Consider the following 19373-nt stretch of genomic DNA (forward strand, 5'->3'; position numbering starts at 1 on the left):
TCCTTAATGGAATGCAATTTAATAAAGATAAGGGTTTGATGCACAGGTTATTACTTATATTTACTTTACTTATTTGTCCGTTTTTTGTTCAGGCACAGGATGTTTTAAGCAAATTAGAAAGAGAATACAGCCATGCCTCAAACAATACGGCAGAACAGCTCAACCTGGCTCCCAAGTACGCTACAGCATTATTTTTTCATAATCTTAAGCCCAAATCTTACCAGATTTTAGATACTAATATTTCCCTTGCTGCAAGACAGGCGGATGGAAAGTATGCCACAATTTTGTACGCGGTGCAGGCCATGAATTACCGGCTGGATAATAAAACCGCGGAGTCTTCAAAAAGCCTCGATATGGCAAAGGCCTACAGCTTAAAAACGAATAGTAATGAAGCAAAAGGTTATGTACAATACGCAAAAGGCTGGACTCTGGTACGTAATAATAAAACGACCGATGCTGTCGCTGCTTACCTGAAAGCGATCGAATATTATGAAAACTCACCAACCACTTCCACACTATATGGAAGATTGGGTAATGCAGCCAAGGAATTATCTGCCATTTATTCTGACCTGAATGAATATCAGCTGGAAGAAAAATACAGCAAACAATTTCTATTGTTAGCTTCCAAACAAAATGATCCCAATCTTATCTTTGATGCTTACATGCGGATGGGCTACGTATATGAACAAAAATATACACAGGAGCCATCCAATACAATGTTTCGAAATAAAACAGAACAGTATTATTTACAGGCTATTGCTACTTTTAATAAAAATAAAGATGCGATGCTTAGCAGAAACAGCCTCTCATATGCTGCCATCAATTTAGCTAATTTATATACTGGGTTTGACAGTAATAAAGCTATGCAATATGCGCAGTTAGCCAATAAAGTGAGCCTGGAGATTGGTGATGCTATTCACATTGCTTCTTCCTTTGGAATTCTGGCAGAATTGGCATTGCAGGATAAAAATTATGATTTAGCCAAATCTTATTTTCTGAAAGCCTCCGTGGAAATTGGGAAAAGCCCGGTAAGAAATCATATGATAGAACTGTCTATCCTTGAATCTCTATCCAGAATTAGTGAAGAGCAGGCCAATTATAAAGAAGCACTGACTTATTATAAAAGCTATGTTGATCAATACAAGAGCATTTACGATCAGGAAAAACTGGATATCACCAAAAGATTAGAATCCCAGTTTGATAAAGAACGGCAGGAGCAGAAATACATCAAGCTACAGCTCGAAAGCGACAAGAAAGCTCAGGAAATCAAGCTTATTAATATTTTGCGTGCACAGCGTGAACAGGTTTATAACAACTTAAAACTGGTGGAAGAAAACCAGCGTGAAAGACTGAAATTTTCAGAACTTGAATCCGAGAAAAAAGAACAGCAGCTTCGTTTGGCAAAACTGGAAACCCAACAGAAGAATAACGATATTAATACCTTTAAAAAACTCCTGGCGTTCAAGGAAAAGATCAATACGTACTACATTTTTTTTATTATCTTTTTCATTATTTTGATCCTCTTGTTGCTGTATGCCTATAAACAGCGTGCCAGGTCTATTAAACGAAGAGACGAACTGCATGCTTTAGCCATGGAACAGGAAAAACAAAACTCGAAAATATCTACCCTTACTGCATTGCTTGAAGGGCAGGAGCAGGAGCGTGGCCGTCTCGCCCGTGATCTCCATGACGGATTGGGAGGTTTGCTGTCCGGAACTAAGCATCAACTTTCTTATTTAAATCCTCATCAATCCGAAAATATTGAAGAAGGAATTTCAAAATCAATTGAACAGATCGATGGTGCTGTAGAAGAACTGAGAAGGGTGGCACATAATCTAATGCCTGATTTATTAACAAAATACGGTCTGGAAGTGGCTATTCAGGAGTTTGCTTCCCGAATTTCCAATTATGCTCTGGAAATCCATACAGAGTTTATCAATTACAGCAATTCCATATCGAAGGAAAAGCAATTGATCATTTACAGGATTATTCAGGAACTGGTCAACAATGCGATAAAGCATGCCGAGACTTCTGAAATTATCATTCAGGTAAGCGAAGAAGAAAACCTAATAAATCTTACAGTAGAGGATAACGGTAAAGGTTTCGATCATACCAATTTAGACGTTAGAAAAACGGCAGGTTTTCACAATATAGAATTGAGAGTCCAGTTTTTAAAAGGAACCATGAATATCACCTCCGAATTAAATATTGGCACCAGTATAGAACTTCAAATCCCTATTCATTAAACATGATAAAAGTAGCCATAACCGACGATCATCCGCTTCTATTGGAAGGACTGAAAAATATTTTAGGCAACAGCGAAACAATAGATGTCGTAGATTGTTTCAAAAGTGTCTCCGAAATGAATGCAGGCCTTGCAAAACAGGCGGTTGACATTCTGCTGCTCGACATTAATCTGGAAGATACCAACAGCATTGAACTCATCAAACCTTTAAAGAAAAAGTACAGCAGCCTTCAGATTATTATCCTTAGTGTTCATAACGAACTGCCCGTCATCAACAGTACTCTTGCTGAAGGGGCTTTGGGATATATTCAAAAAAATGCTTCAGTTTCCGAAATTATCGAAGGAATTAATGCTGTATATAGCGGTAACAGGTTTTTATGCTCTCAAACCAAAGCTGTTCTGGAGAAAAAATCAACACACGGATTAAGTCAGGTTCCGAAACTGACACGAAGAGAAAAAGAAATTCTGGGTGAAGCAGCAAAAGGGCTTACTACCAATCAAATGGCGGAAAAGCTTTTTATAAGTCCGCACACGGTAGAAAGCCACCGCAAAAATCTTATCGAAAAATTTCAGACCTCCAACCTGAGTTCAGCTATAAAATTAGCTATAGAATACGGCTTGATTATCGAATAAAATAATCATCCCGAAAAAAGGCTGCTCACATCATGTAAGCAGCCTTTTTCTTATATAATCAAATAATTTGGGTGTGTACAGTTAATCTTTAAATTTCAACGCAGCCTGGAACAGATTCTTTTTGTCTACTAAATCATATTCGTCATTGTAAACCGGCTGATACATCAGGATGAAAACGCTGCCGTCAAAATCTTTTAAACTGATGGGCTGATCTACCATGATATCATAAAATCTTGTAATTGTACGGGTTGCAGTCCATTGCTTTGCATTGCCTTTAGGGTTTTTATCAAATCTGTGATCTTTTGCATCTGTATAATACCAGTATGAAGGTGCAGAATCCATCAGAAACATTTCTTTATCCTTGTTATAGAGCTCCTCGGCCATACCTGTATTCTGAAACCATGGAACCTCAGTATTCAAAACGCCCAAAGCTCCCGCATAGATGTCTTTATTTGTTGTGGCACCCACTAAAAATCCTTCCAGATTGGAAGACGTGATTTCAAATAAAAAAGGAGATTTTTTCAGTTCATAAACATCATTCACGGGTTCAATTACTTTTCCATCCTGTTTAATAACGACTTTTAACGACTGTGCAAAAGTCATAAAACTTAATAAACAAAAAAGAAGGGTCAAACTTAATTTTTTCATTGTATCTCTTTAAATAATTGCAGCAAAGATATTAGACTTTATTTCCCTGTACACTCGCTGATTTCAGGGGTTTTTATCTCATCAAATTAAAACAGATCAGCCTTTAACTGGATTTTTATATAAGCCGTTTTCTGTTTTTTACCATTTCCAGAAGCTGAATTAAGAGGGTAGACTTCTGCGTAGAAAGTGTCATTATCGGTCCAGAAAGCCTTTTTATCATCTGCTATTTTAAAGTTGGTGAAATTCACATATAAAAGGTTGTCCTGTTTCTTAGTTTGAGGAAAGTATCTGGAAATAACAAAATTACTCCCCACATCATGATTGGATGAGACGAAGGTAACCCAGCCTTTGGAAGGAAGAATTTGCGGATAACCTTCGGTACTCAGTTCAAACATAACTGCATTTTTTAAACTGTAAAAAGAATAGTAGGAATCTGCAATTTCATCAGAATTTTCTTTGAATACTTCCAGGTTTAAATAGGTTGACCTTCCTACATATTCATTGGCAAGCGGTCCGGTCTCGGTAGAGACACTTTCATGTTGCGTAATTACATCTTCTCTGCCGTTTTCTTTATATACCCAGTTCTCTGCCTGCAGTTGTATATTGGGATTTTTTGTCAAATGTTCACCGATTTGTTTTTTTGAACTGGCTTTAAATTCATGTTCTGAAATCTCCACGATGGTTCCGAATTTCTTAAAAGATTTATTCTTAAAATCACTAGATTCTCTAAAAGTGCTGCTTCTGATCTCATAAAGGTCAACCCCATTTAACGTAAGTTCGTATGCCGGTGTGAATTCCGACTTCAGGACAAACGCTTCAATACTGTTCGAAATGTTATTATTAATGCTGTAATGAATAGAATAGAAGTCCTCAAACTCTTCAAATCCATAATAATTATCGAGTTTATTGTATGGTATTTTCAAATGGGCAGCATCTGTACTCGGAGCGGTAAAAAACTGTACAGAATCCAGTTTGGTAAATAATTGAAACGGTACCTCCTGAACATTGTCAACTCCTTGTATTTTTTTGAAATCGGCAAATGTTACCGTTTTCTGCTTTACTTCAGTTTTTACATTATGTGTTTCTGATGTTTTATCCTTCTGGTTACATCCTGCAAGAATTACCAGGGATGATATAAAGAATTGATTGACGACTTTCATTTTTATATTTTTGCGCAAATGTATCAGTATTCAGACCAATAGTCAATAAAACCACCTGATATAGGGAATAAATGGCCGAAAACAGGGATATTTTGAACGATGGATTTTGGAGAATTTTACAAAATGATAACCCCAATATTGTAATTTACTTTATAAGAATGAAAAACTTAATAATCAGCCTTTCAATGGTGACTGCTTTATTAGCGTCCTGTTCACCTTCTGCAGACAAAAAAGCAGAAACCAATACTTCTCCGGAAACTCAAATAGAAGTGGCAGCATCTCAACCGGAACCCGTGAAGAATGATCCGGAAATAGTAGAAATACCCGATGATTTTTCAACCCTGGTTCCTATTGACGTATTGAATAGTAAAAGCACTAATGTGCATGATAAATATGGGATAGAATTCTCAGGAAACTGTTATTCATGCGATCTGGCCAGCCTGTCCATCACAAAGAAGCAGATCAGATGGGCTAATGTCTGTGATGAAAAAGACACTTTTGAAATTGATGATTTTTCATACACTACTGAAGGAAACAAAACGATTTTTAAAACACCGGAAAGAACCTATATTTTAACTCAAATAGATAAAGCACCTGTCTATGAACTCGTTATAGAAGGTAAAAAGCTGGAGTTAAAAAACAAGAGAGTTTCGAAATATTTTACCACCAAAAAAGTTTTGCCCCTTTTCACAGAGCATGATTGCGGGGATTTTGAAGGATAAACAGCAGAGTAGCCTCCGGCACAATCTTTTTTAAAACATTAGCATAAAAAAAACCTCAAAGTAATTTGAGGTTTCTTTATATAAAATAATGACTTAATTATTTTGCTGGTTTTTTAGGACTCATCATCATAATCATCCTTTTTCCTTCAAGTTTAGGAAGCTGGTCTACTTTACCCACATGCTCAAGTTCCTGAGCAAGTTTTAAAAGCAAAATTTCTCCCTGGTCCTTAAAGATAATCGAACGTCCTTTAAAAAATACGTAGGTTTTTAATTTAGAACCTTCTTCAAGGAATTTTTCAGCATGCTTCTTTTTGAATTCGTAATCGTGGTCATCAGTCTGAGGTCCGAAACGGATCTCTTTTACCACCACTTTTACCTGCTTGGCTTTAAGTTCCTTCTGTTTTTTCTTTTGCTCGTATAAGAATTTCTTGTATTCCAATACTCTTGCAATAAATGGTTCTGCCTTGTCAGAAATTACTACTAAATCCAATTCTTGTTCCGCCGCAATTTGTCTTGCTTTGTCAATTGGATAAATTCCTGGCTCTACGTTATCGCCCACTAAACGAAGCTCTCTCACACGAATTTTATCGTTGATCAAGTGAGCGTCCTCTTGTACCGGACGTCTCTGTGGGCCCCTGTTGTTAAATCTTTGTGCTATTGTATTATAATTTTATTGGTTAATTACTTAATTTAATTGATTTAAATATTTAAAATTGAAAGATTTTATTAATTTTTTAATCCTTCAATCTTTTTATTTAAAATTTAGATTGCTGCCTCTTTTTTGAAGTAAGCAACGAAATCCTCCAGCTTCATCGCTCCAAGATCTCCTTCACCACGTCTTCTTACAGAAATCGTGCCTTCTTTCTCTTCATTTTCTCCTACAACAAGCATGAAAGGGATTTTCTTCAATTCAGCATCACGGATCTTTTTACCTGTCTTCTCGTTTCTTTCATCAATCTGACCGCTAATATCGTGATTTTCCAAAAATTGTGAAACTTTTTTTGAATAATCTACATATTTTTCACTGATTGGTAGAATAATAAACTGATCCGGGCTTAGCCATAACGGGAAATCACCTGCAGTGTTTTCCAGCAGAATAGCGATAAAACGCTCCATAGAACCGAAAGGTGCTCTGTGGATCATCACCGGTCTGTGTTTTTCATTATCATTTCCGATATAGTGAAGATCAAATCTTTCCGGTAAGTTATAATCTACCTGAATTGTTCCTAACTGCCATTTTCTTCCTAAAGCATCTTTCACCATGAAGTCAAGCTTAGGACCATAGAATGCCGCTTCGCCGTATTCTACTACTGTTTTTAAACCTTTCTTTTGAGCTGCATTGATGATCGCACTTTCTGCTTTCTCCCAGTTTTCATCAGAACCGATATACTTTTGCTTGTTTTCAGGATCTCTTAATGAAACCTGAGTCACAAAATCTTCAAAACCTAAAGATTTGAATACATACAACGTAAGATCAATTACTTTTTCAAATTCTTCAGAAAGCTGATCCGGAGTACAGAAAAGGTGAGCATCATCCTGAGTAAATCCACGAACTCTTGTCAATCCGTGAAGCTCTCCACTTTGCTCATATCTGTATACCGTACCAAATTCTGCATATCTTTTTGGCAAGTCTCTGTAGCTCCATTGTGAAGTTTTGTAAATTTCACAGTGGTGAGGACAATTCATTGGCTTCAACAGGAATTCTTCTCCTTCGTTCGGCGTTTTAATCGGCTGGAAGCTGTCTTCTCCATATTTGTCCCAGTGTCCTGAAGTTACATATAATTCTTTTGCCCCGATGTGTGGAGACATTACGAATTCATAACCTCCTTTTTTCTGAGCATCAGAAAGGAAATTCTCCAGTTTTCTTCTTAAAGCAGTACCTTTTGGCAGCCAAAGTGGTAAACCTGCACCTACTTTTTCAGAGAATGCGAAGATTCCAAGTTCTTTACCTAATTTTCTGTGGTCTCTTCTTTTGGCTTCTTCCAATCTTTCAAGATATTCTGTAAGATCTTTCTGCTTAGGGAAAGAAATACCATATACTCTTGTTAATTGCGGGTTCTTTTCATTACCTCTCCAGTAAGCTCCTGCTGCATTTAATATTTTAACCGCTTTTACGATTCCTGTATTCGGAATATGACCACCACGACATAAATCTGTGAAGTTATCGTGTGTTACAAAAGTGATTTCTCCATCATTAAGATTAGAGATCAATTCCACTTTGTAAGGGTTATCTGCATACGTCTTCAAGGCTTCTTCTTTAGAAACCGGATATAAAGAGAAGGTAGAGCCTTTCTTCGCATTTTCCAGGATCTTTTTCTCAATCTTCTCAAAATCTTTTTCAGATAGACTTTCATCCCCGAAATCTACATCATAGTAGAATCCACTTTCGATAGCAGGACCGATGGTCAACTTAGCATCAGGATAAAACTCAAGGATTGCCTGCGCCAGAAGGTGGGCAGAAGAGTGCCAGAAAGCCTTCTTTCCAAGATCATCATTCCAGGTCAAAAGCTGTACCGTAGAATCCGTGGTTATAGGTGTGGTCGTTTCTACTTGTTTGTCATTAACAATTGCGGAAATGGTGTTTCTAGCCAATCCCTCGCTTATAGATTTTGCCACATCAAGGGGAGTCACTGCTCCCTCGAATTCTTTGACACTATTGTCTGGAAGTGTAATTTTTATCATTGTTTACTAAGAAATTTTAAGATGCAAAAATACGGAATTTTTAGATAAAATACTATATTAGCATATATTTAGAATGAGAATTAATATTAAAAATGTAAAAGATGCAGATGGTTTTAGTCTCACTGAATTCCATATTTCGTTTTTCATAGAAAAATACCTTTGATTTTTTATTCATGATAATACCAATATTAAGATACTTAGTCTATTTATAAGTCTTTAAAAACAAGTTAATTATAATTAATATGAATGCTATAAATGTTGACCTTCACTGCGATTTATTATGCTATTTACTGGAGCCGGGCTCATTAACTGATGACAAAGAGCTTGGCTGTTCACTTCCTTATTTAAAAGAAGGAAATGTAAAGCTTCAGGTGATGGCTATATACTCTGCGACAGGGCAAGATAGTACTGCTTACGGAGCAAAACAGAGCGAAATATTTTCAGATCTCCTTCAAAACGAAAATTTTTTCTTATTGGATGGTGAAAACTATAAAAATTCCGAAAACACCGATAAAGTAGGAGTTATTGCTTCTATTGAAAACGCATCCTGCTTTTGTGGCGAAGACGATACTTTGGAAACTGGTTTTAAAAATCTGGAAACTCTCATTGAAAAGGCACAACGAATTCTTTACCTTGGAATAACCCATCATACGGAAAACCGCTTTGGAGGAGGAAATAATTCCGATGTAGGGTTGAAAGATGACGGAAAAGTTCTGCTGGATTATATTTCTGAAAAAAATATCGCTATTGATCTGGCTCACACAAGTGATCAGCTTGCCTACGGAATTCTTAATTATATTGATCAGAGAAACTACAAAATTCCTGTTATCGCAAGCCATTCCAACTACAGACAGGTACATGATAAAAAGAGAAATCTTCCCGATGAACTGGCAAAAGAAGTTATTAAAAGGAAAGGGTTAATCGGACTCAATTTTATCCGCAATTGTGTCGATGATACAAATCCGGAAATGTTATATGAACATATTCAGTATGGCCTTGATTTGGGCGGAGAAGATGCAGTTGCGTATGGTGCCGATTTTTTCTTCTGTAAAAACCATCCTGATAAATCCCGTCATCCATTTTTCTTTAAAGGATATGATGATGCATCTGCATTTAATGCTATCAATAAAGAAATTGAGAAGCGTTTTTCACATGAACTGATGGAAAAAATCAGTCATAGAAATGCATTGAATTTTATAAAGAAGATGTATAAATAAAATCATCATCCGATTACATCACAGCATAATGAACAGGTCGCTCCTCCGGAGCTTTATTTTTACGGACTTCATCATTTTCTACTAACAGAAGATCCCGACAGGATCATAAGCAGCCCCAATAGGAGCTAACTGTTAAAATATTTGGTTTTAAATCAGAGCTCCGGAGGAGCGACCTGTTAATACCTAAATCTATAAAAGATTATATTAAAAAATGTTTTTTTGATGTTTTATTTTACATGAAATAAAATATTGTAAATTATTGAAAAATATATTTTTATATATTCTTATTTAATGCTTTCTTTTATACTTCACTTTCTGCTTGATAATCTCAATTACGTCCACATTCTGAACTTTAGATTTAATCCATCCATGAATATCGATATAGAATAATGATCGGCGGTAATATTCATTGCCGGCATACTCTTCCAGTTTTTTATCAAAATTTTCAAATGCTTTCTGTCGCTGATCCGGCACCTGATTATTAAGATTCTTGAAAAACTGAATGCTTTCAAAATGGAATTCTTCCGGCTTTTTCATTTTCTTCGCAAACTTTAAAGTTGACGCAGTAAACTCATCATAATCCTCATCATTCCCTGATTCATATTTAGCCATTAAGATCAGAATCCGGGTATGGAACAACAGATCTTCCTGAACATTTCCTTTGGATTCTATAACTCTCATAGAATATTCAATCGATTTTTCAAACATTTTACTGCCAAAGAACATAGCTGCCATTTTAAGGTAGAGAATCATAAAATGGTGTTCATCGATCCTTTCTCTGAGCTTTTCCATTTTTAATTCTACCTCAGGAATAAGCTTGGTTCCTGTAAAAAATTCACCTTTTACAAAGTGAATATTCATCAGCGTATTGTAGTGGGTAAGGAAAATAAGGGACTGCAGGTTCTCATTCTGAACAAAATTCTCGGCATGTACCATTGTATTGAAGTTCTGGAAATGTTCCTCCAGAATATCAATATTTCCATATAAAAAGAGGATTTTCAGCAGATACGTATTCCCTTTGATATACCAAACCGGGTGGCTGTAGATCATTTCAGGCTTCTTATGAAAAAGATCTACCCACTGATAAGCATATTTCAAGGTATATTTATAGTCCTGTAAAAGCTGGTTTTTCCAGACATGGGCTTTGTAATACCATAATTTCTCCGTAAAATTCAGTTTTTCAGGGTTAATACTTTTAATCTCTGCGTTAAAAATATCCATAACTTCCTGCCGGTCTGCATCATTTTTTACATAACCATGGGTCAGCATTTCACTGTATAATTTCAAAGAAAGATTAGACAGTTTTGTGGTATAACGGTTCTGTTTGCTGATCTCCTGAGATTGTTTGATAAGCTCTTCGGCACGACCTTCGATACTTCGTGTAATAAACTGTGATTCAATTACTTTTTCAAGATCGATGATCTCCGAAGCAATACTTTTTTCATCCAGTTCCAGTGCTGTCTGTTTGGTTTTATCCAATATTTTTAAAGCCTGCTTGTAAAGTCCTTTCTGATACAGAATATTGGCGAAATCTAACTGTTCGCGAAGCTGGATTCTATAATTCTGATGACTCGGGTTCATACGGAGACTCACCAAAATCTGCTTGTAAAGATGAGCCTTAAGATTAGAAAGCTGTTGTTTTGTAGATATTTTTTTCTCAATAATAATACTTTCGTCATATTCTTTCATCTTGTCCATCTCAGAAAATAACAATAAGAATTTGGCATCTACGTTAATTCCGAGGCGGTTTACGTAGAGCTTAAACTGTCTTTTTTCAGAGGTCGTCAATGACTTTACCAATACAAACAAAAAATCTTTCTGCAATTCTGCCATTGTAAATTTTGGGGGATTAAATTATTGATTAACAAATAAATACAATTGTTTTCTAAGCTGTTGAATATTGTAATTTTCAGAAAAAGTGAAAAAGAAAAAATATCGCAAGCTGTAGTTTTGAGCCAAAATTAAGTAAAAAACTTCACTTATGAATTCCGAAAAAATCGAAATTTTTGATACGACACTGAGAGATGGGGAGCAGGTTCCGGGATGCAAACTGAATACGGAACAAAAACTGGTTATTGCTGAAAGGCTTGATGAATTAGGGATTGATATTATCGAGGCAGGATTCCCGATTTCCAGCCCCGGCGATTTTGAATCGGTTTCAGAAATTTCAAAACTGGTGAAAAATGCGAAGGTATGCGGACTCACAAGAGCGAACAAAAAAGATATTGATGTAGCAGCAGAAGCGCTGAAGTTGGCAAAGAAACCGAGAATCCACACAGGAATCGGAACTTCGGATTCTCATATTAAATACAAATTCAACTCAACAAGAGAAGATATTATTGAAAGAGCAGCAGAAGCAGTAAAATATGCGAAAACATATGTTGAAGACGTTGAATTTTATGCTGAAGATGCCGGAAGAACTGATAATGAGTATCTGGCAAGAGTATGTGAAGCAGTGATCAAAGCAGGAGCAACTGTTCTGAATATTCCTGACACCACAGGATATTGCCTGCCGGAAGAGTATGGTCAGAAAATAAAATATCTGAAAGAAAATGTAAAGGGAATTGAAAAAGCAGTGCTTTCATGTCATTGCCATAACGATCTGGGGCTGGCTACTGCCAATTCTATTGCCGGAGCAATTAATGGAGCCCGCCAGATTGAATGTACGATCAACGGATTGGGAGAAAGAGCAGGAAATACAGCACTGGAAGAAGTTGTCATGATTTTAAAACAGCATAAAAATCTGAATCTGCATACCGATGTGAATTCCAGAATGCTGAATGAAATGAGTGCCATGGTTTCTGATCTGATGGGAATGTCTGTACAGCCCAACAAAGCTATTGTAGGAGCTAATGCTTTTGCTCACAGCTCAGGAATTCATCAGGACGGAGTGATTAAAAACAGGGAAACGTACGAAATCATAGATCCTGCAGAAGTAGGTGTGAATGCCTCTTCAATCATTCTTACTGCCAGAAGCGGACGTTCAGCATTGGCTTACCGTTTCAAACATATCGGTTATGAGGTTACCAAAAATGAACTTGATTATCTGTATCAGGAGTTTTTGAAAATCGCTGATCTTAAAAAAGAAATAGACAACGATGATCTGAGTGTTATGATGGATTCTTTCGCCAGAAAAATAGGATAGGTTTGATTTAAAATCAAGATAAAGTAAAAAATGAACAACAGTAAAAAGACACTTTTTGATAAAGTATGGGACGCCCATGTGGTAGAAACCATTCCTGACGGACCTCAGATCATTTATATAGACAAACATCTTATTCATGAGGTAACCAGCCCTCAGGCCTTCGCAGAACTTGAATCCAGAAATCTGGAAATCTTCAGACCGGAACAGATTGTTGCGACTGCGGATCACAATGTACCTACATTGCATCAGGATCAGCCTATTAAAGATGATCTTTCAAGAAATCAGGTAGAACAGCTTACAGAAAACTGTAAAAAAAATAATATTGAACTTTTCGGATTGGGACACCCATATCAGGGAATTGTTCATATCATCGCTCCGGAATTAGGGATTACCCAGCCGGGAATGAGTATTGTGTGTGGTGACAGCCATACCTCTACCCATGGGGCATTTGGATCAATTGCCTTTGGGATTGGGACCAGCCAGGTAGCTCAGGTATTTGCCAGCCAGTGTTTATTGCTGAACAAGCCGAAATCTATGAGAATTACCGTGAATGGCAAATTAAACGAAAATGTTCAGCCTAAAGATGTTATTCTTTATATCATTTCAAAAATAGGAACAGACGGAGGGACAGGATATTTTTGTGAATATGCTGGTAGTGTATTCGAGGAAATGTCAATGGAAGGAAGAATGACCGTCTGCAACATGAGTATTGAAATGGGTGCGAGAGGCGGAATGATTGCTCCGGATGAAACCACTTTTGAATACGTACAGGGAAGAAAATTCGCTCCGGAAGGAGAAGACTGGAATGAAAAAGTAGCCTATTGGAAAACCTTGAAAACAGATGAAGGCGCTGTTTTTGATCAGGAACTCAGCTTTGATGCTGCAGATATTTATCCTATGATCACCTACGGTACTAATCCGGGAATGGGGATTTCAATCCGTGAAGTTATTCCGGCACCGCAAAATGAATCCGAAGAAAAAGCTTTACAATATATGGGACTGGAAGCCGGGCAGGCAGTTAACAGTATCAAGGTTAATTATGTGTTCATAGGTAGCTGTACCAATGCAAGAATAGAAGATTTCCGTTCTGCAGCCCAGTACATTAAAGGGAAAAGCAAATCTGAGGCTGTAAAAGCACTGATTGTTCCCGGATCTCAGCAGGTGGTTAAACAGATTTATGAGGAAGGTTTGGATAAAATATTCAGTGATGCCGGATTTCAGATTCGTCAGCCGGGGTGTTCGGCATGTCTGGCAATGAATGACGATAAAATCCCTGAAGGAGAATATTGTGTTTCCACTTCCAACAGAAACTTTGAAGGCAGACAGGGACAAGGCTCAAGGACAATTCTTGCCAGCCCGCTTACTGCAGCAAAAGCAGCCATAGAGGGTAAAATTTCAGCTTTTGAAAGTTTAAACTAAAAAGAATTTAACCACAAAGACACAAAAGATGATAACACTTAACTAAGAAGAAGGTTTCATTTGCTTGTAGAAAAAGAACACTTAAGCTTTTTGAAAATCTTTGATTTTCATTCTTATGTGAACTTCAGTTAAGTAATTGAAAAGTAAAAAAGAAAACTTTTGTGCCTTTTGTGGTTCCAAGTCTAAACAATATAGAATAAATGCAAAAATTAGTTGTTTTAAAATCCCGCGCAGTTCCATTGCCGGCAGAAAATATAGATACAGACCAGATTATTCCGGCAAGATTCCTTAAAAGTATAGACCGAAAAGGGTTCGGAGAGAATCTGTTCAGAGACTGGAGATTCAATATTCATACAGGAGAACCGAATCCGGACTTTGTTTTAAACAATCCCAAATTCGGTGGTGAGATTCTTGTTGCAGGAAATAATTTCGGTTGTGGAAGCAGTCGTGAGCATGCTGCCTGGTCTTTAACGGATTATGGATTTAAGGTCATTGTTTCAAGTTATTTCGCGGATATCTTTAAAGGAAACGCTTTGAATAACGGCCTTCTTCCTGTAAAAGTTTCCGAAGAATTTTTAAAAGAAATTTTAGAGGGTATCAATGAAAATCCTGATAATGAAATCGCTATTGATGTAGAACTACAGTCCATCAGCTTTAAAGATACCACAGAAACCTTTGAATTAGATTCTTATAAAAAAATATGCCTGCTGAACGGCTATGACGATATTGATTTTTTAATCAGCAGAAAGCAGACGATCACAGAATTTGAATTAAAAACACAAAAAGCAAATGAGCGACAATTATTTTAAAATCGCGGTTCTTCCCGGAGATGGGATTGGCCCGGAAATCATCGGTGAAAGCATTAAAATATTAGATGCTATTGCTGAAGCTTTTCAATGTAAATTCCATTTTGAATATGGATTAATCGGTGCAGAGGCTATTTTTAAGACAGGAAATCCTTTGCCCGAAGAAACGCTGAAAATCTGCAAAGAGTCTGATGCTGTGCTTTTCGGGGCTATTGGAGATCCGGTTTTTGATAATAATCCGGAAGCGAAAGTGAGACCTGAACAGGGATTATTGAAACTTCGCAAGGAGTTAGGGTTGTTTGCCAATATCCGTCCTTTAAAAACCTATGCCTCTCTGATTGATAAAAGCCCATTGAAAAGAGAAATTATTGAAGGCGCTGACATTCAGATTTTCAGAGAACTGGTAAGCGGAATTTATTTCGGTGAAAAATTTACAGATCCGGAAGGTGCTTACGCTTATGATGTCTGCAAATACAGCCGTGAAGATATTATTCCGATTGCGCATATGGCGTTTCAGGAAGCACAAAAAAGAAAGAAAAAGCTTACGCTGATTGATAAAGCCAACGTTTTGGATACGTCAAGATTGTGGAGAAAGACGTGCCAGGAAATTGCACCGGAATATCCGGATGTAGAGCTTGATTATATGTTTGTAGACAACGCAGCCATGCAGCTGATCCTTAATCCTAAGCATTTTGATGTCATTGTAACGGAAAATATGTTTGGTGATATTATCTCCGATGAAGCAAGTGTGATCGGAGGTTCTATCGGATTATTACCATCTGCTTCAGTAGGAGAGAAGAATGCTTTGTTTGAGCCTATTCACGGATCTTATCCGCAGGCGAAAGGAAAAGGAATTGCCAATCCTGTTGCTTCTATTTTAAGTGTGGCGATGATGCTGGATCATCTTGGTTTAAAGACCGCAGCCGAAAAATTAAGACAGTCGGTAGAACATGCTATTGAGAATAAGTATGTCACAATCGATCTTAATAGCAAACAGTATTACTCCACAAGTGAAGTGGGAAGTTTTATTGCAGATCATATCAGATATTCTGAAAAGTCTTATTACAATTTTGAAAATATTAAGATCGGAAAATCTACCATTGTATAGAAACAAAAGTTCAGTTAGATAGTTAGAAAGAAAAGTTCCGCCTCATATGAGACGGAACTTTTCGTTTTTCATTATTAAATAAAGCCTTAAAAGCTCTTTTATTTTTTTGTGTTATCCGTTTTTCCTGATTTGTTTTCGGAAGACTTCTGAACATCTTCTTTATCAATATCAGGCGGATTGGTCTTTTTTGATGCGGCAGGAATATTCTGGAAATCCTGATTTTGCTTTTGGGTTTCTGCGGTATTGGCAGATTCTTTCCTGGTGGTTTTTCCTTTTGTATCCATGAGTTTGAATTTTAAATGTAAACAATATGGATAATATCATTCAAAGGGTTTGCCAAACAGAAATATTTTAACTTAAAGCCCCAGAATACCAATTTTCCCCGTTTTATCTTCTATTTCATAATTCAAAGCCTTGGCCAGCACAAAAATATTATTCAGGTTTTCCATGAGCTGTTTGCGGCCTTCACTTCTGAGTTGATTCTGATCAATTGATTTCTCTGCGGTTTCCTTAGCTTTTTGAGTAACATTTTTAATGTCCTTCTCCGAAATCCTGTTAAAGAAAGAATCATCCAAAGACTGAATTTCAACGCTTGGTGTAATTCTGATTTCAGCATCAGGAAGTTCTGTAATCACCAGCTTTTTGTTGATGGAATCTACTTCAATCTTCATTTTGTTGAGATCATAAGAAACCTGTGCATTAGTCTTTGTGTAGGTAATAATACTGTTGCTGGAAACTTCTTTTCCAAAAACCTCATAACCCATTTTGGTCTTCTGCATGCTGGATGTATTCTGTTCCATCACGACCATCTTATTCATCTTGGAAATTTGATTGGTCAGGATATAATAATCTGACTTTTCAGTTTTATTTCCGAGATTCAGGCAGGATTTCAGGCCAAAAAAGAGCAGTACCATTGCGCCAGCACCCGCAGCAAAAGATAATATTGTTCTATAATTTCTCAAAATCTATTTAAAAATTTCTTTGATAACAGATGAATCGTTCTTTTTCAGAATTTGAACCAAATCCCTTTCAATATATCCTGTCGTAGGCATTTCGATAATTCTGCCCACTTCTTTTCCATATCTTTTCAGAATAATGGTAGGAACTTTCTGAAGATTGTACAGACTTTCATCCCCGGTAGGAGATTCTTTCTTACGGTTAACAGCAATAATATTCAATTTACTTTCCGGATAACTTACGGCTTCCAATATTTTCATCAGTCTTGGAAAATCTCTGTGGCTGTCTTCACACCAGGTTCCCATGAAAACGATAATATCATAGGTTCCGATTCTCTCTTTTTTTAATTCACTGACTGCTTTTTGATCAAGAACATACTCATCATGTTCTTTCACATACCAATCTGCATAAGGAGCTTTTAAAAACTGCTCTTTCAACTGGTTTCCCAAAAGCATTTTGCCGTCATTCTGGGTTTCAACTTCACGGTTTACCACTACTTTTTGTGCAGTAAGCTGCTGTGAAGCCAAAAACAAGGTTGAAAAGGCAACAATATTGGTAATAAATTTTTTCATATTTTATTTTTCGATAATTGATTTTAAATCAGCAGGAGAGTAGTATTTGTTTTTTAATACTTTATGATCTGCCTTTCTGTAAACATTAAATTTTTCTCCGGACTTTTCATAAAAAGATTCTACTTCCTTCGCTTTGTAAAATTCTACAGTTTCCTCTGCCTGTTCTTCATTATCACATGCTTTCGACATATTGGAGCGTTGAACTTCGTTGAATAGCTCTACAAATTTGTTGCCAAGTCCGAATTCCAGTACCGCACCACTCAAAACATACTGAAGATCACACAATGCATCTGCAATTTCTACAATATTATTGTCAGCAATCGCTTGTTTCAGTTCGTTTAATTCTTCCTGTAAAAGTTCTACTCTCAGGTTGCATCTTTCAGGAGAAGGAATTTGTGGGGTATCTAAAATAGGGGCTTTGAAAGTAGTATGGAATTCTGCTACTTGGTTCAGACTATCAATTTTATCCATGAATTTTTTTATTTCCCACAAAGATAGAAAAGGATTTGCAAAATGTGAAATGTACAGCAGGAAATGTAAAAATAAAGTGCCTGGGAAAATGTTTTTGAATATACAACCCTATCTTAAAACAAAAAAAACTGTAAAAATCTGTATTATACAGTGGGAAAATTTTATCCATGAAAATTAAAAAACCACAACTGTAAAAATTGTGGTTTTATTTTGAAGTGATTCAATTATACTCAATTATTTAGACTCTTCATAATTCCAGACTCCGGAGATGGTAAGTATCATTAATCCCGGTTGCTTTTCTCCATAGCTGAATAGACAGATGAACCTGGAATGACAGGAAGAACAGTCGGTTCCAAAATATAAAGTTGGCAGATCGTTGACTGTCAATTCTCCGAAATGAAACATTCTTTGAGAGGTTCCGTTGACCATTCCATGGCTTAGCAATTCATTTTTAGATACTACTTTATCCTCATGATACAACTGCAGAACAGGAAACCCTGATTCATAAGGTGCTATTGCAATTCTATTTTTGTTTCCGCAATGAGAGCAGGTGAAAGTGGTTGTTGCTGATGGGAGAGCTTCATCATTGATAAAGACGCTTTTTTCAACAGAAGCTTTCCCGGTAATGTTTATTTTTTCTGATAATGAATACATCTGAGCAGATTTATGGCTGAATAACTGTGCCTGCTAAGTTAGGATATTTTCCGCTTGGGCTTCTCTTAATGGTAATTTTAATATAGCCTTCTTCTGCCAGCTTATTCCATGTTTTCTGGTAACCTGTATTGATATCAATAGGAATTTTCCACATCGTTTGTTTACCTTTTCCTGCCTGGCTGAACCACGGAATAATGTCTGCTGTCTGGGTTTTAAACTGCATGGAGTTGTTCAGTACATCAATTTCATAATAAAAATCGTATTTGTCTTCAGGCTGGTTTAGAGCCCTTTGTGTAAAAGTATAAACATATCCGTTGATGATAGGGCTTGTAAAGCTTCCTCCTAATGTAGGAACCCCGGCTCCGTTATAACTGCCGACAGCGCCGCTGTATCTGTCGAACTTCTGCCCAACCTTAAAAGGAACATCATCAACAATATTATAACCTCCGTTGGCAGGCGGCCATCCGCCATTTAAATTATTAGCCTTAAAAAGAGATTCCAGTTCACTCCATTTTCCTCTTTTGTATAAGTCATAAACTTGATTTCTTATGGCCTGGCTTACCGAATTATTAGAGTCATAGGTTACTGCCAGTTCATCTGCATTTTTGTAGAAGACGGTGGTCACATCCGGATTGATGTCTATTACGTCGTCATCGTCAGAGCTGCAGGCAACCGAGAACGAAGCAATAGCTAAAAAAAAGATGTACTTAAATAAATGTTTCATATAAAAAATTTTAAATTATTTTAAAATTACAGAGGTATTTGAAGGGTACCTTTTTGAAACATCGCTTTCCTGATAAAGATCTTAAGTAAATACTGACGTAAGTATTGCTGATGTTTTCCGTTCTATAGCAGAAATTAAGGATTGGAATCTGGATTAATAATGTGATTTCTGACCGTAAATTACCAATTCATGCCAAAATAAACTCAAAAG

19 protein-coding genes are annotated in these 19373 nt (G+C 36.6%); 8 read left to right on the forward strand and 11 right to left on the reverse strand.

Annotation, left to right across the window (positions count from 1 at the left end):
- Window positions 1-38: 38 nt before the first annotated feature.
- Both FFS26_RS01320 and FFS26_RS01325 read left to right on the forward strand, forming a co-directional pair.
- A complete protein-coding gene (locus tag FFS26_RS01320; protein WP_137904070.1) occupies window positions 39-2246 on the forward strand; it encodes an ATP-binding protein in 2208 nt (735 codons plus the stop codon).
- Window positions 2247-2248: 2 nt separating this feature from the next.
- Window positions 2249-2878 (forward strand): response regulator transcription factor, encoded by a 630-nt coding sequence (locus FFS26_RS01325; protein WP_137904071.1) that lies wholly within the window; start codon window positions 2249-2251, stop codon window positions 2876-2878.
- 81 nt (window positions 2879-2959) lie between these two features.
- On the opposite strand, the gene FFS26_RS01330 is transcribed toward FFS26_RS01325, so the two are convergent.
- Together FFS26_RS01330 and FFS26_RS01335 are read right to left on the reverse strand one after the other, a co-directional pair.
- Window positions 2960-3526: a hypothetical protein gene (locus tag FFS26_RS01330; RefSeq protein WP_120231060.1), complete on the reverse strand. Its 567-nt coding sequence runs from the start codon at window positions 3524-3526 to the stop codon at window positions 2960-2962.
- 86 nt (window positions 3527-3612) lie between these two features.
- Window positions 3613-4686, reverse strand: coding sequence for a resolvase (locus FFS26_RS01335; protein WP_137904072.1), 1074 nt, complete (start codon window positions 4684-4686; stop codon window positions 3613-3615).
- A 158-nt stretch (window positions 4687-4844) separates the two neighbouring features.
- On the opposite strand from FFS26_RS01335, the gene FFS26_RS01340 reads away from it, so the two are divergent.
- Complete coding sequence (locus tag FFS26_RS01340) at window positions 4845-5408, forward strand: hypothetical protein (protein WP_137904073.1); 564 nt, start codon at window positions 4845-4847, stop codon at window positions 5406-5408.
- A 97-nt stretch (window positions 5409-5505) separates the two neighbouring features.
- On the opposite strand, the gene infC is transcribed toward FFS26_RS01340, so the two are convergent.
- The gene (gene infC / locus FFS26_RS01345) at window positions 5506-6006 is read right to left on the reverse strand and encodes a translation initiation factor IF-3 (protein ID WP_027372223.1); all 501 of its coding nucleotides are present in this window, start codon (window positions 6004-6006) and stop codon (window positions 5506-5508) included.
- A 164-nt stretch (window positions 6007-6170) separates the two neighbouring features.
- Window positions 6171-8090 (reverse strand): threonine--tRNA ligase, encoded by a 1920-nt coding sequence (thrS, locus tag FFS26_RS01350; RefSeq protein WP_110008821.1) that lies wholly within the window; start codon window positions 8088-8090, stop codon window positions 6171-6173.
- 242 nt (window positions 8091-8332) lie between these two features.
- Here thrS and FFS26_RS01355 point away from each other — a divergent pair, with 242 nt between their 5' ends.
- On the forward strand, window positions 8333-9307 hold the full coding sequence (locus FFS26_RS01355; protein WP_137904074.1) for a dipeptidase: 975 nt from the start codon (window positions 8333-8335) through the stop codon (window positions 9305-9307).
- Between the two features lie 288 nt (window positions 9308-9595).
- Here the strand turns inward: FFS26_RS01355 and FFS26_RS01360 are convergent, their stop codons facing one another.
- Window positions 9596-11140 (reverse strand): hypothetical protein, encoded by a 1545-nt coding sequence (locus FFS26_RS01360; RefSeq protein ID WP_110008823.1) that lies wholly within the window; start codon window positions 11138-11140, stop codon window positions 9596-9598.
- A gap of 148 nt (window positions 11141-11288) precedes the next feature.
- Between FFS26_RS01360 and FFS26_RS01365 the strand changes: the two genes are divergently transcribed.
- The 4 genes from FFS26_RS01365 (at window position 11289) to leuB (ending at window position 15785) form a co-directional block, all read left to right on the forward strand.
- The gene (locus tag FFS26_RS01365) at window positions 11289-12452 is read left to right on the forward strand and encodes a 2-isopropylmalate synthase (protein ID WP_110008824.1); all 1164 of its coding nucleotides are present in this window, start codon (window positions 11289-11291) and stop codon (window positions 12450-12452) included.
- Window positions 12453-12482: 30 nt separating this feature from the next.
- Window positions 12483-13871: a 3-isopropylmalate dehydratase large subunit gene (gene leuC / locus FFS26_RS01370; protein WP_110008825.1), complete on the forward strand. Its 1389-nt coding sequence runs from the start codon at window positions 12483-12485 to the stop codon at window positions 13869-13871.
- A gap of 200 nt (window positions 13872-14071) precedes the next feature.
- Window positions 14072-14680: a 3-isopropylmalate dehydratase small subunit gene (gene leuD, locus FFS26_RS01375; RefSeq protein ID WP_062669734.1), complete on the forward strand. Its 609-nt coding sequence runs from the start codon at window positions 14072-14074 to the stop codon at window positions 14678-14680.
- Window positions 14661-15785 (forward strand): 3-isopropylmalate dehydrogenase, encoded by a 1125-nt coding sequence (leuB, locus tag FFS26_RS01380; protein WP_110008826.1) that lies wholly within the window; start codon window positions 14661-14663, stop codon window positions 15783-15785. The genes leuD and leuB overlap by 20 nt, the downstream gene beginning before the upstream one ends.
- 98 nt (window positions 15786-15883) lie before the next feature.
- On the opposite strand, the gene FFS26_RS01385 is transcribed toward leuB, so the two are convergent.
- The 6 genes from FFS26_RS01385 to FFS26_RS01410 form a co-directional block, all read right to left on the reverse strand.
- On the reverse strand, window positions 15884-16069 hold the full coding sequence (locus FFS26_RS01385; protein ID WP_110008827.1) for a hypothetical protein: 186 nt from the start codon (window positions 16067-16069) through the stop codon (window positions 15884-15886).
- Window positions 16070-16141: 72 nt separating this feature from the next.
- Window positions 16142-16747: a DUF4230 domain-containing protein gene (locus FFS26_RS01390; protein WP_110008828.1), complete on the reverse strand. Its 606-nt coding sequence runs from the start codon at window positions 16745-16747 to the stop codon at window positions 16142-16144.
- Window positions 16748-16750: 3 nt separating this feature from the next.
- Entirely contained in the window at window positions 16751-17314 is a 564-nt protein-coding gene (locus tag FFS26_RS01395) for a TlpA family protein disulfide reductase (protein ID WP_110008829.1), read from the reverse strand.
- Between the two features lie 3 nt (window positions 17315-17317).
- Window positions 17318-17785 carry a nucleoside triphosphate pyrophosphohydrolase family protein gene (locus FFS26_RS01400; protein ID WP_110008830.1) on the reverse strand — a complete coding sequence of 156 codons (468 nt, stop codon included), beginning with the start codon at window positions 17783-17785 and terminating at the stop codon, window positions 17318-17320.
- 234 nt (window positions 17786-18019) lie between these two features.
- A complete protein-coding gene (locus FFS26_RS01405) occupies window positions 18020-18439 on the reverse strand; it encodes a hypothetical protein (protein WP_110008832.1) in 420 nt (139 codons plus the stop codon).
- Between the two features lie 10 nt (window positions 18440-18449).
- Window positions 18450-19163, reverse strand: a complete 714-nt coding sequence (locus FFS26_RS01410; protein WP_137904075.1) for a glycohydrolase toxin TNT-related protein — start codon at window positions 19161-19163, stop codon at window positions 18450-18452.
- Between the last annotated feature and the right edge of the window lie 210 nt (window positions 19164-19373).

Source organism: Chryseobacterium sp. 2VB (assembly GCF_005503635.1).
Classification (GTDB): Bacteria; Bacteroidota; Bacteroidia; order Flavobacteriales; family Weeksellaceae; genus Chryseobacterium; species Chryseobacterium cupriresistens.

What these genes read in the sequence shown, in the direction of transcription:
- FFS26_RS01320 (WP_137904070.1), top strand. Translation starts at nt 39, where the DNA reads ATGCACAGGTTATTACTTATATTTACTTTACTTATTTGTCCGTTTTTT.
- FFS26_RS01325 (WP_137904071.1), top strand. Translation starts at nt 2,249, where the DNA reads ATGATAAAAGTAGCCATAACCGACGATCATCCGCTTCTATTGGAAGGA.
- FFS26_RS01330 (WP_120231060.1), bottom strand. Translation starts at nt 3,526, where the DNA reads ATGAAAAAATTAAGTTTGACCCTTCTTTTTTGTTTATTAAGTTTTATG.
- FFS26_RS01335 (WP_137904072.1), bottom strand. Translation starts at nt 4,686, where the DNA reads ATGAAAGTCGTCAATCAATTCTTTATATCATCCCTGGTAATTCTTGCA.
- FFS26_RS01340 (WP_137904073.1), top strand. Translation starts at nt 4,845, where the DNA reads ATGAAAAACTTAATAATCAGCCTTTCAATGGTGACTGCTTTATTAGCG.
- thrS (WP_110008821.1), bottom strand. Translation starts at nt 8,090, where the DNA reads ATGATAAAAATTACACTTCCAGACAATAGTGTCAAAGAATTCGAGGGA.
- FFS26_RS01355 (WP_137904074.1), top strand. Translation starts at nt 8,333, where the DNA reads ATGAATGCTATAAATGTTGACCTTCACTGCGATTTATTATGCTATTTA.
- FFS26_RS01360 (WP_110008823.1), bottom strand. Translation starts at nt 11,140, where the DNA reads ATGGCAGAATTGCAGAAAGATTTTTTGTTTGTATTGGTAAAGTCATTG.
- FFS26_RS01365 (WP_110008824.1), top strand. Translation starts at nt 11,289, where the DNA reads ATGAATTCCGAAAAAATCGAAATTTTTGATACGACACTGAGAGATGGG.
- leuC (WP_110008825.1), top strand. Translation starts at nt 12,483, where the DNA reads ATGAACAACAGTAAAAAGACACTTTTTGATAAAGTATGGGACGCCCAT.
- leuD (WP_062669734.1), top strand. Translation starts at nt 14,072, where the DNA reads ATGCAAAAATTAGTTGTTTTAAAATCCCGCGCAGTTCCATTGCCGGCA.
- leuB (WP_110008826.1), top strand. Translation starts at nt 14,661, where the DNA reads ATGAGCGACAATTATTTTAAAATCGCGGTTCTTCCCGGAGATGGGATT.
- FFS26_RS01385 (WP_110008827.1), bottom strand. Translation starts at nt 16,069, where the DNA reads ATGGATACAAAAGGAAAAACCACCAGGAAAGAATCTGCCAATACCGCA.
- FFS26_RS01395 (WP_110008829.1), bottom strand. Translation starts at nt 17,314, where the DNA reads ATGAAAAAATTTATTACCAATATTGTTGCCTTTTCAACCTTGTTTTTG.
- FFS26_RS01400 (WP_110008830.1), bottom strand. Translation starts at nt 17,785, where the DNA reads ATGGATAAAATTGATAGTCTGAACCAAGTAGCAGAATTCCATACTACT.
- FFS26_RS01405 (WP_110008832.1), bottom strand. Translation starts at nt 18,439, where the DNA reads ATGTATTCATTATCAGAAAAAATAAACATTACCGGGAAAGCTTCTGTT.
- FFS26_RS01410 (WP_137904075.1), bottom strand. Translation starts at nt 19,163, where the DNA reads ATGAAACATTTATTTAAGTACATCTTTTTTTTAGCTATTGCTTCGTTC.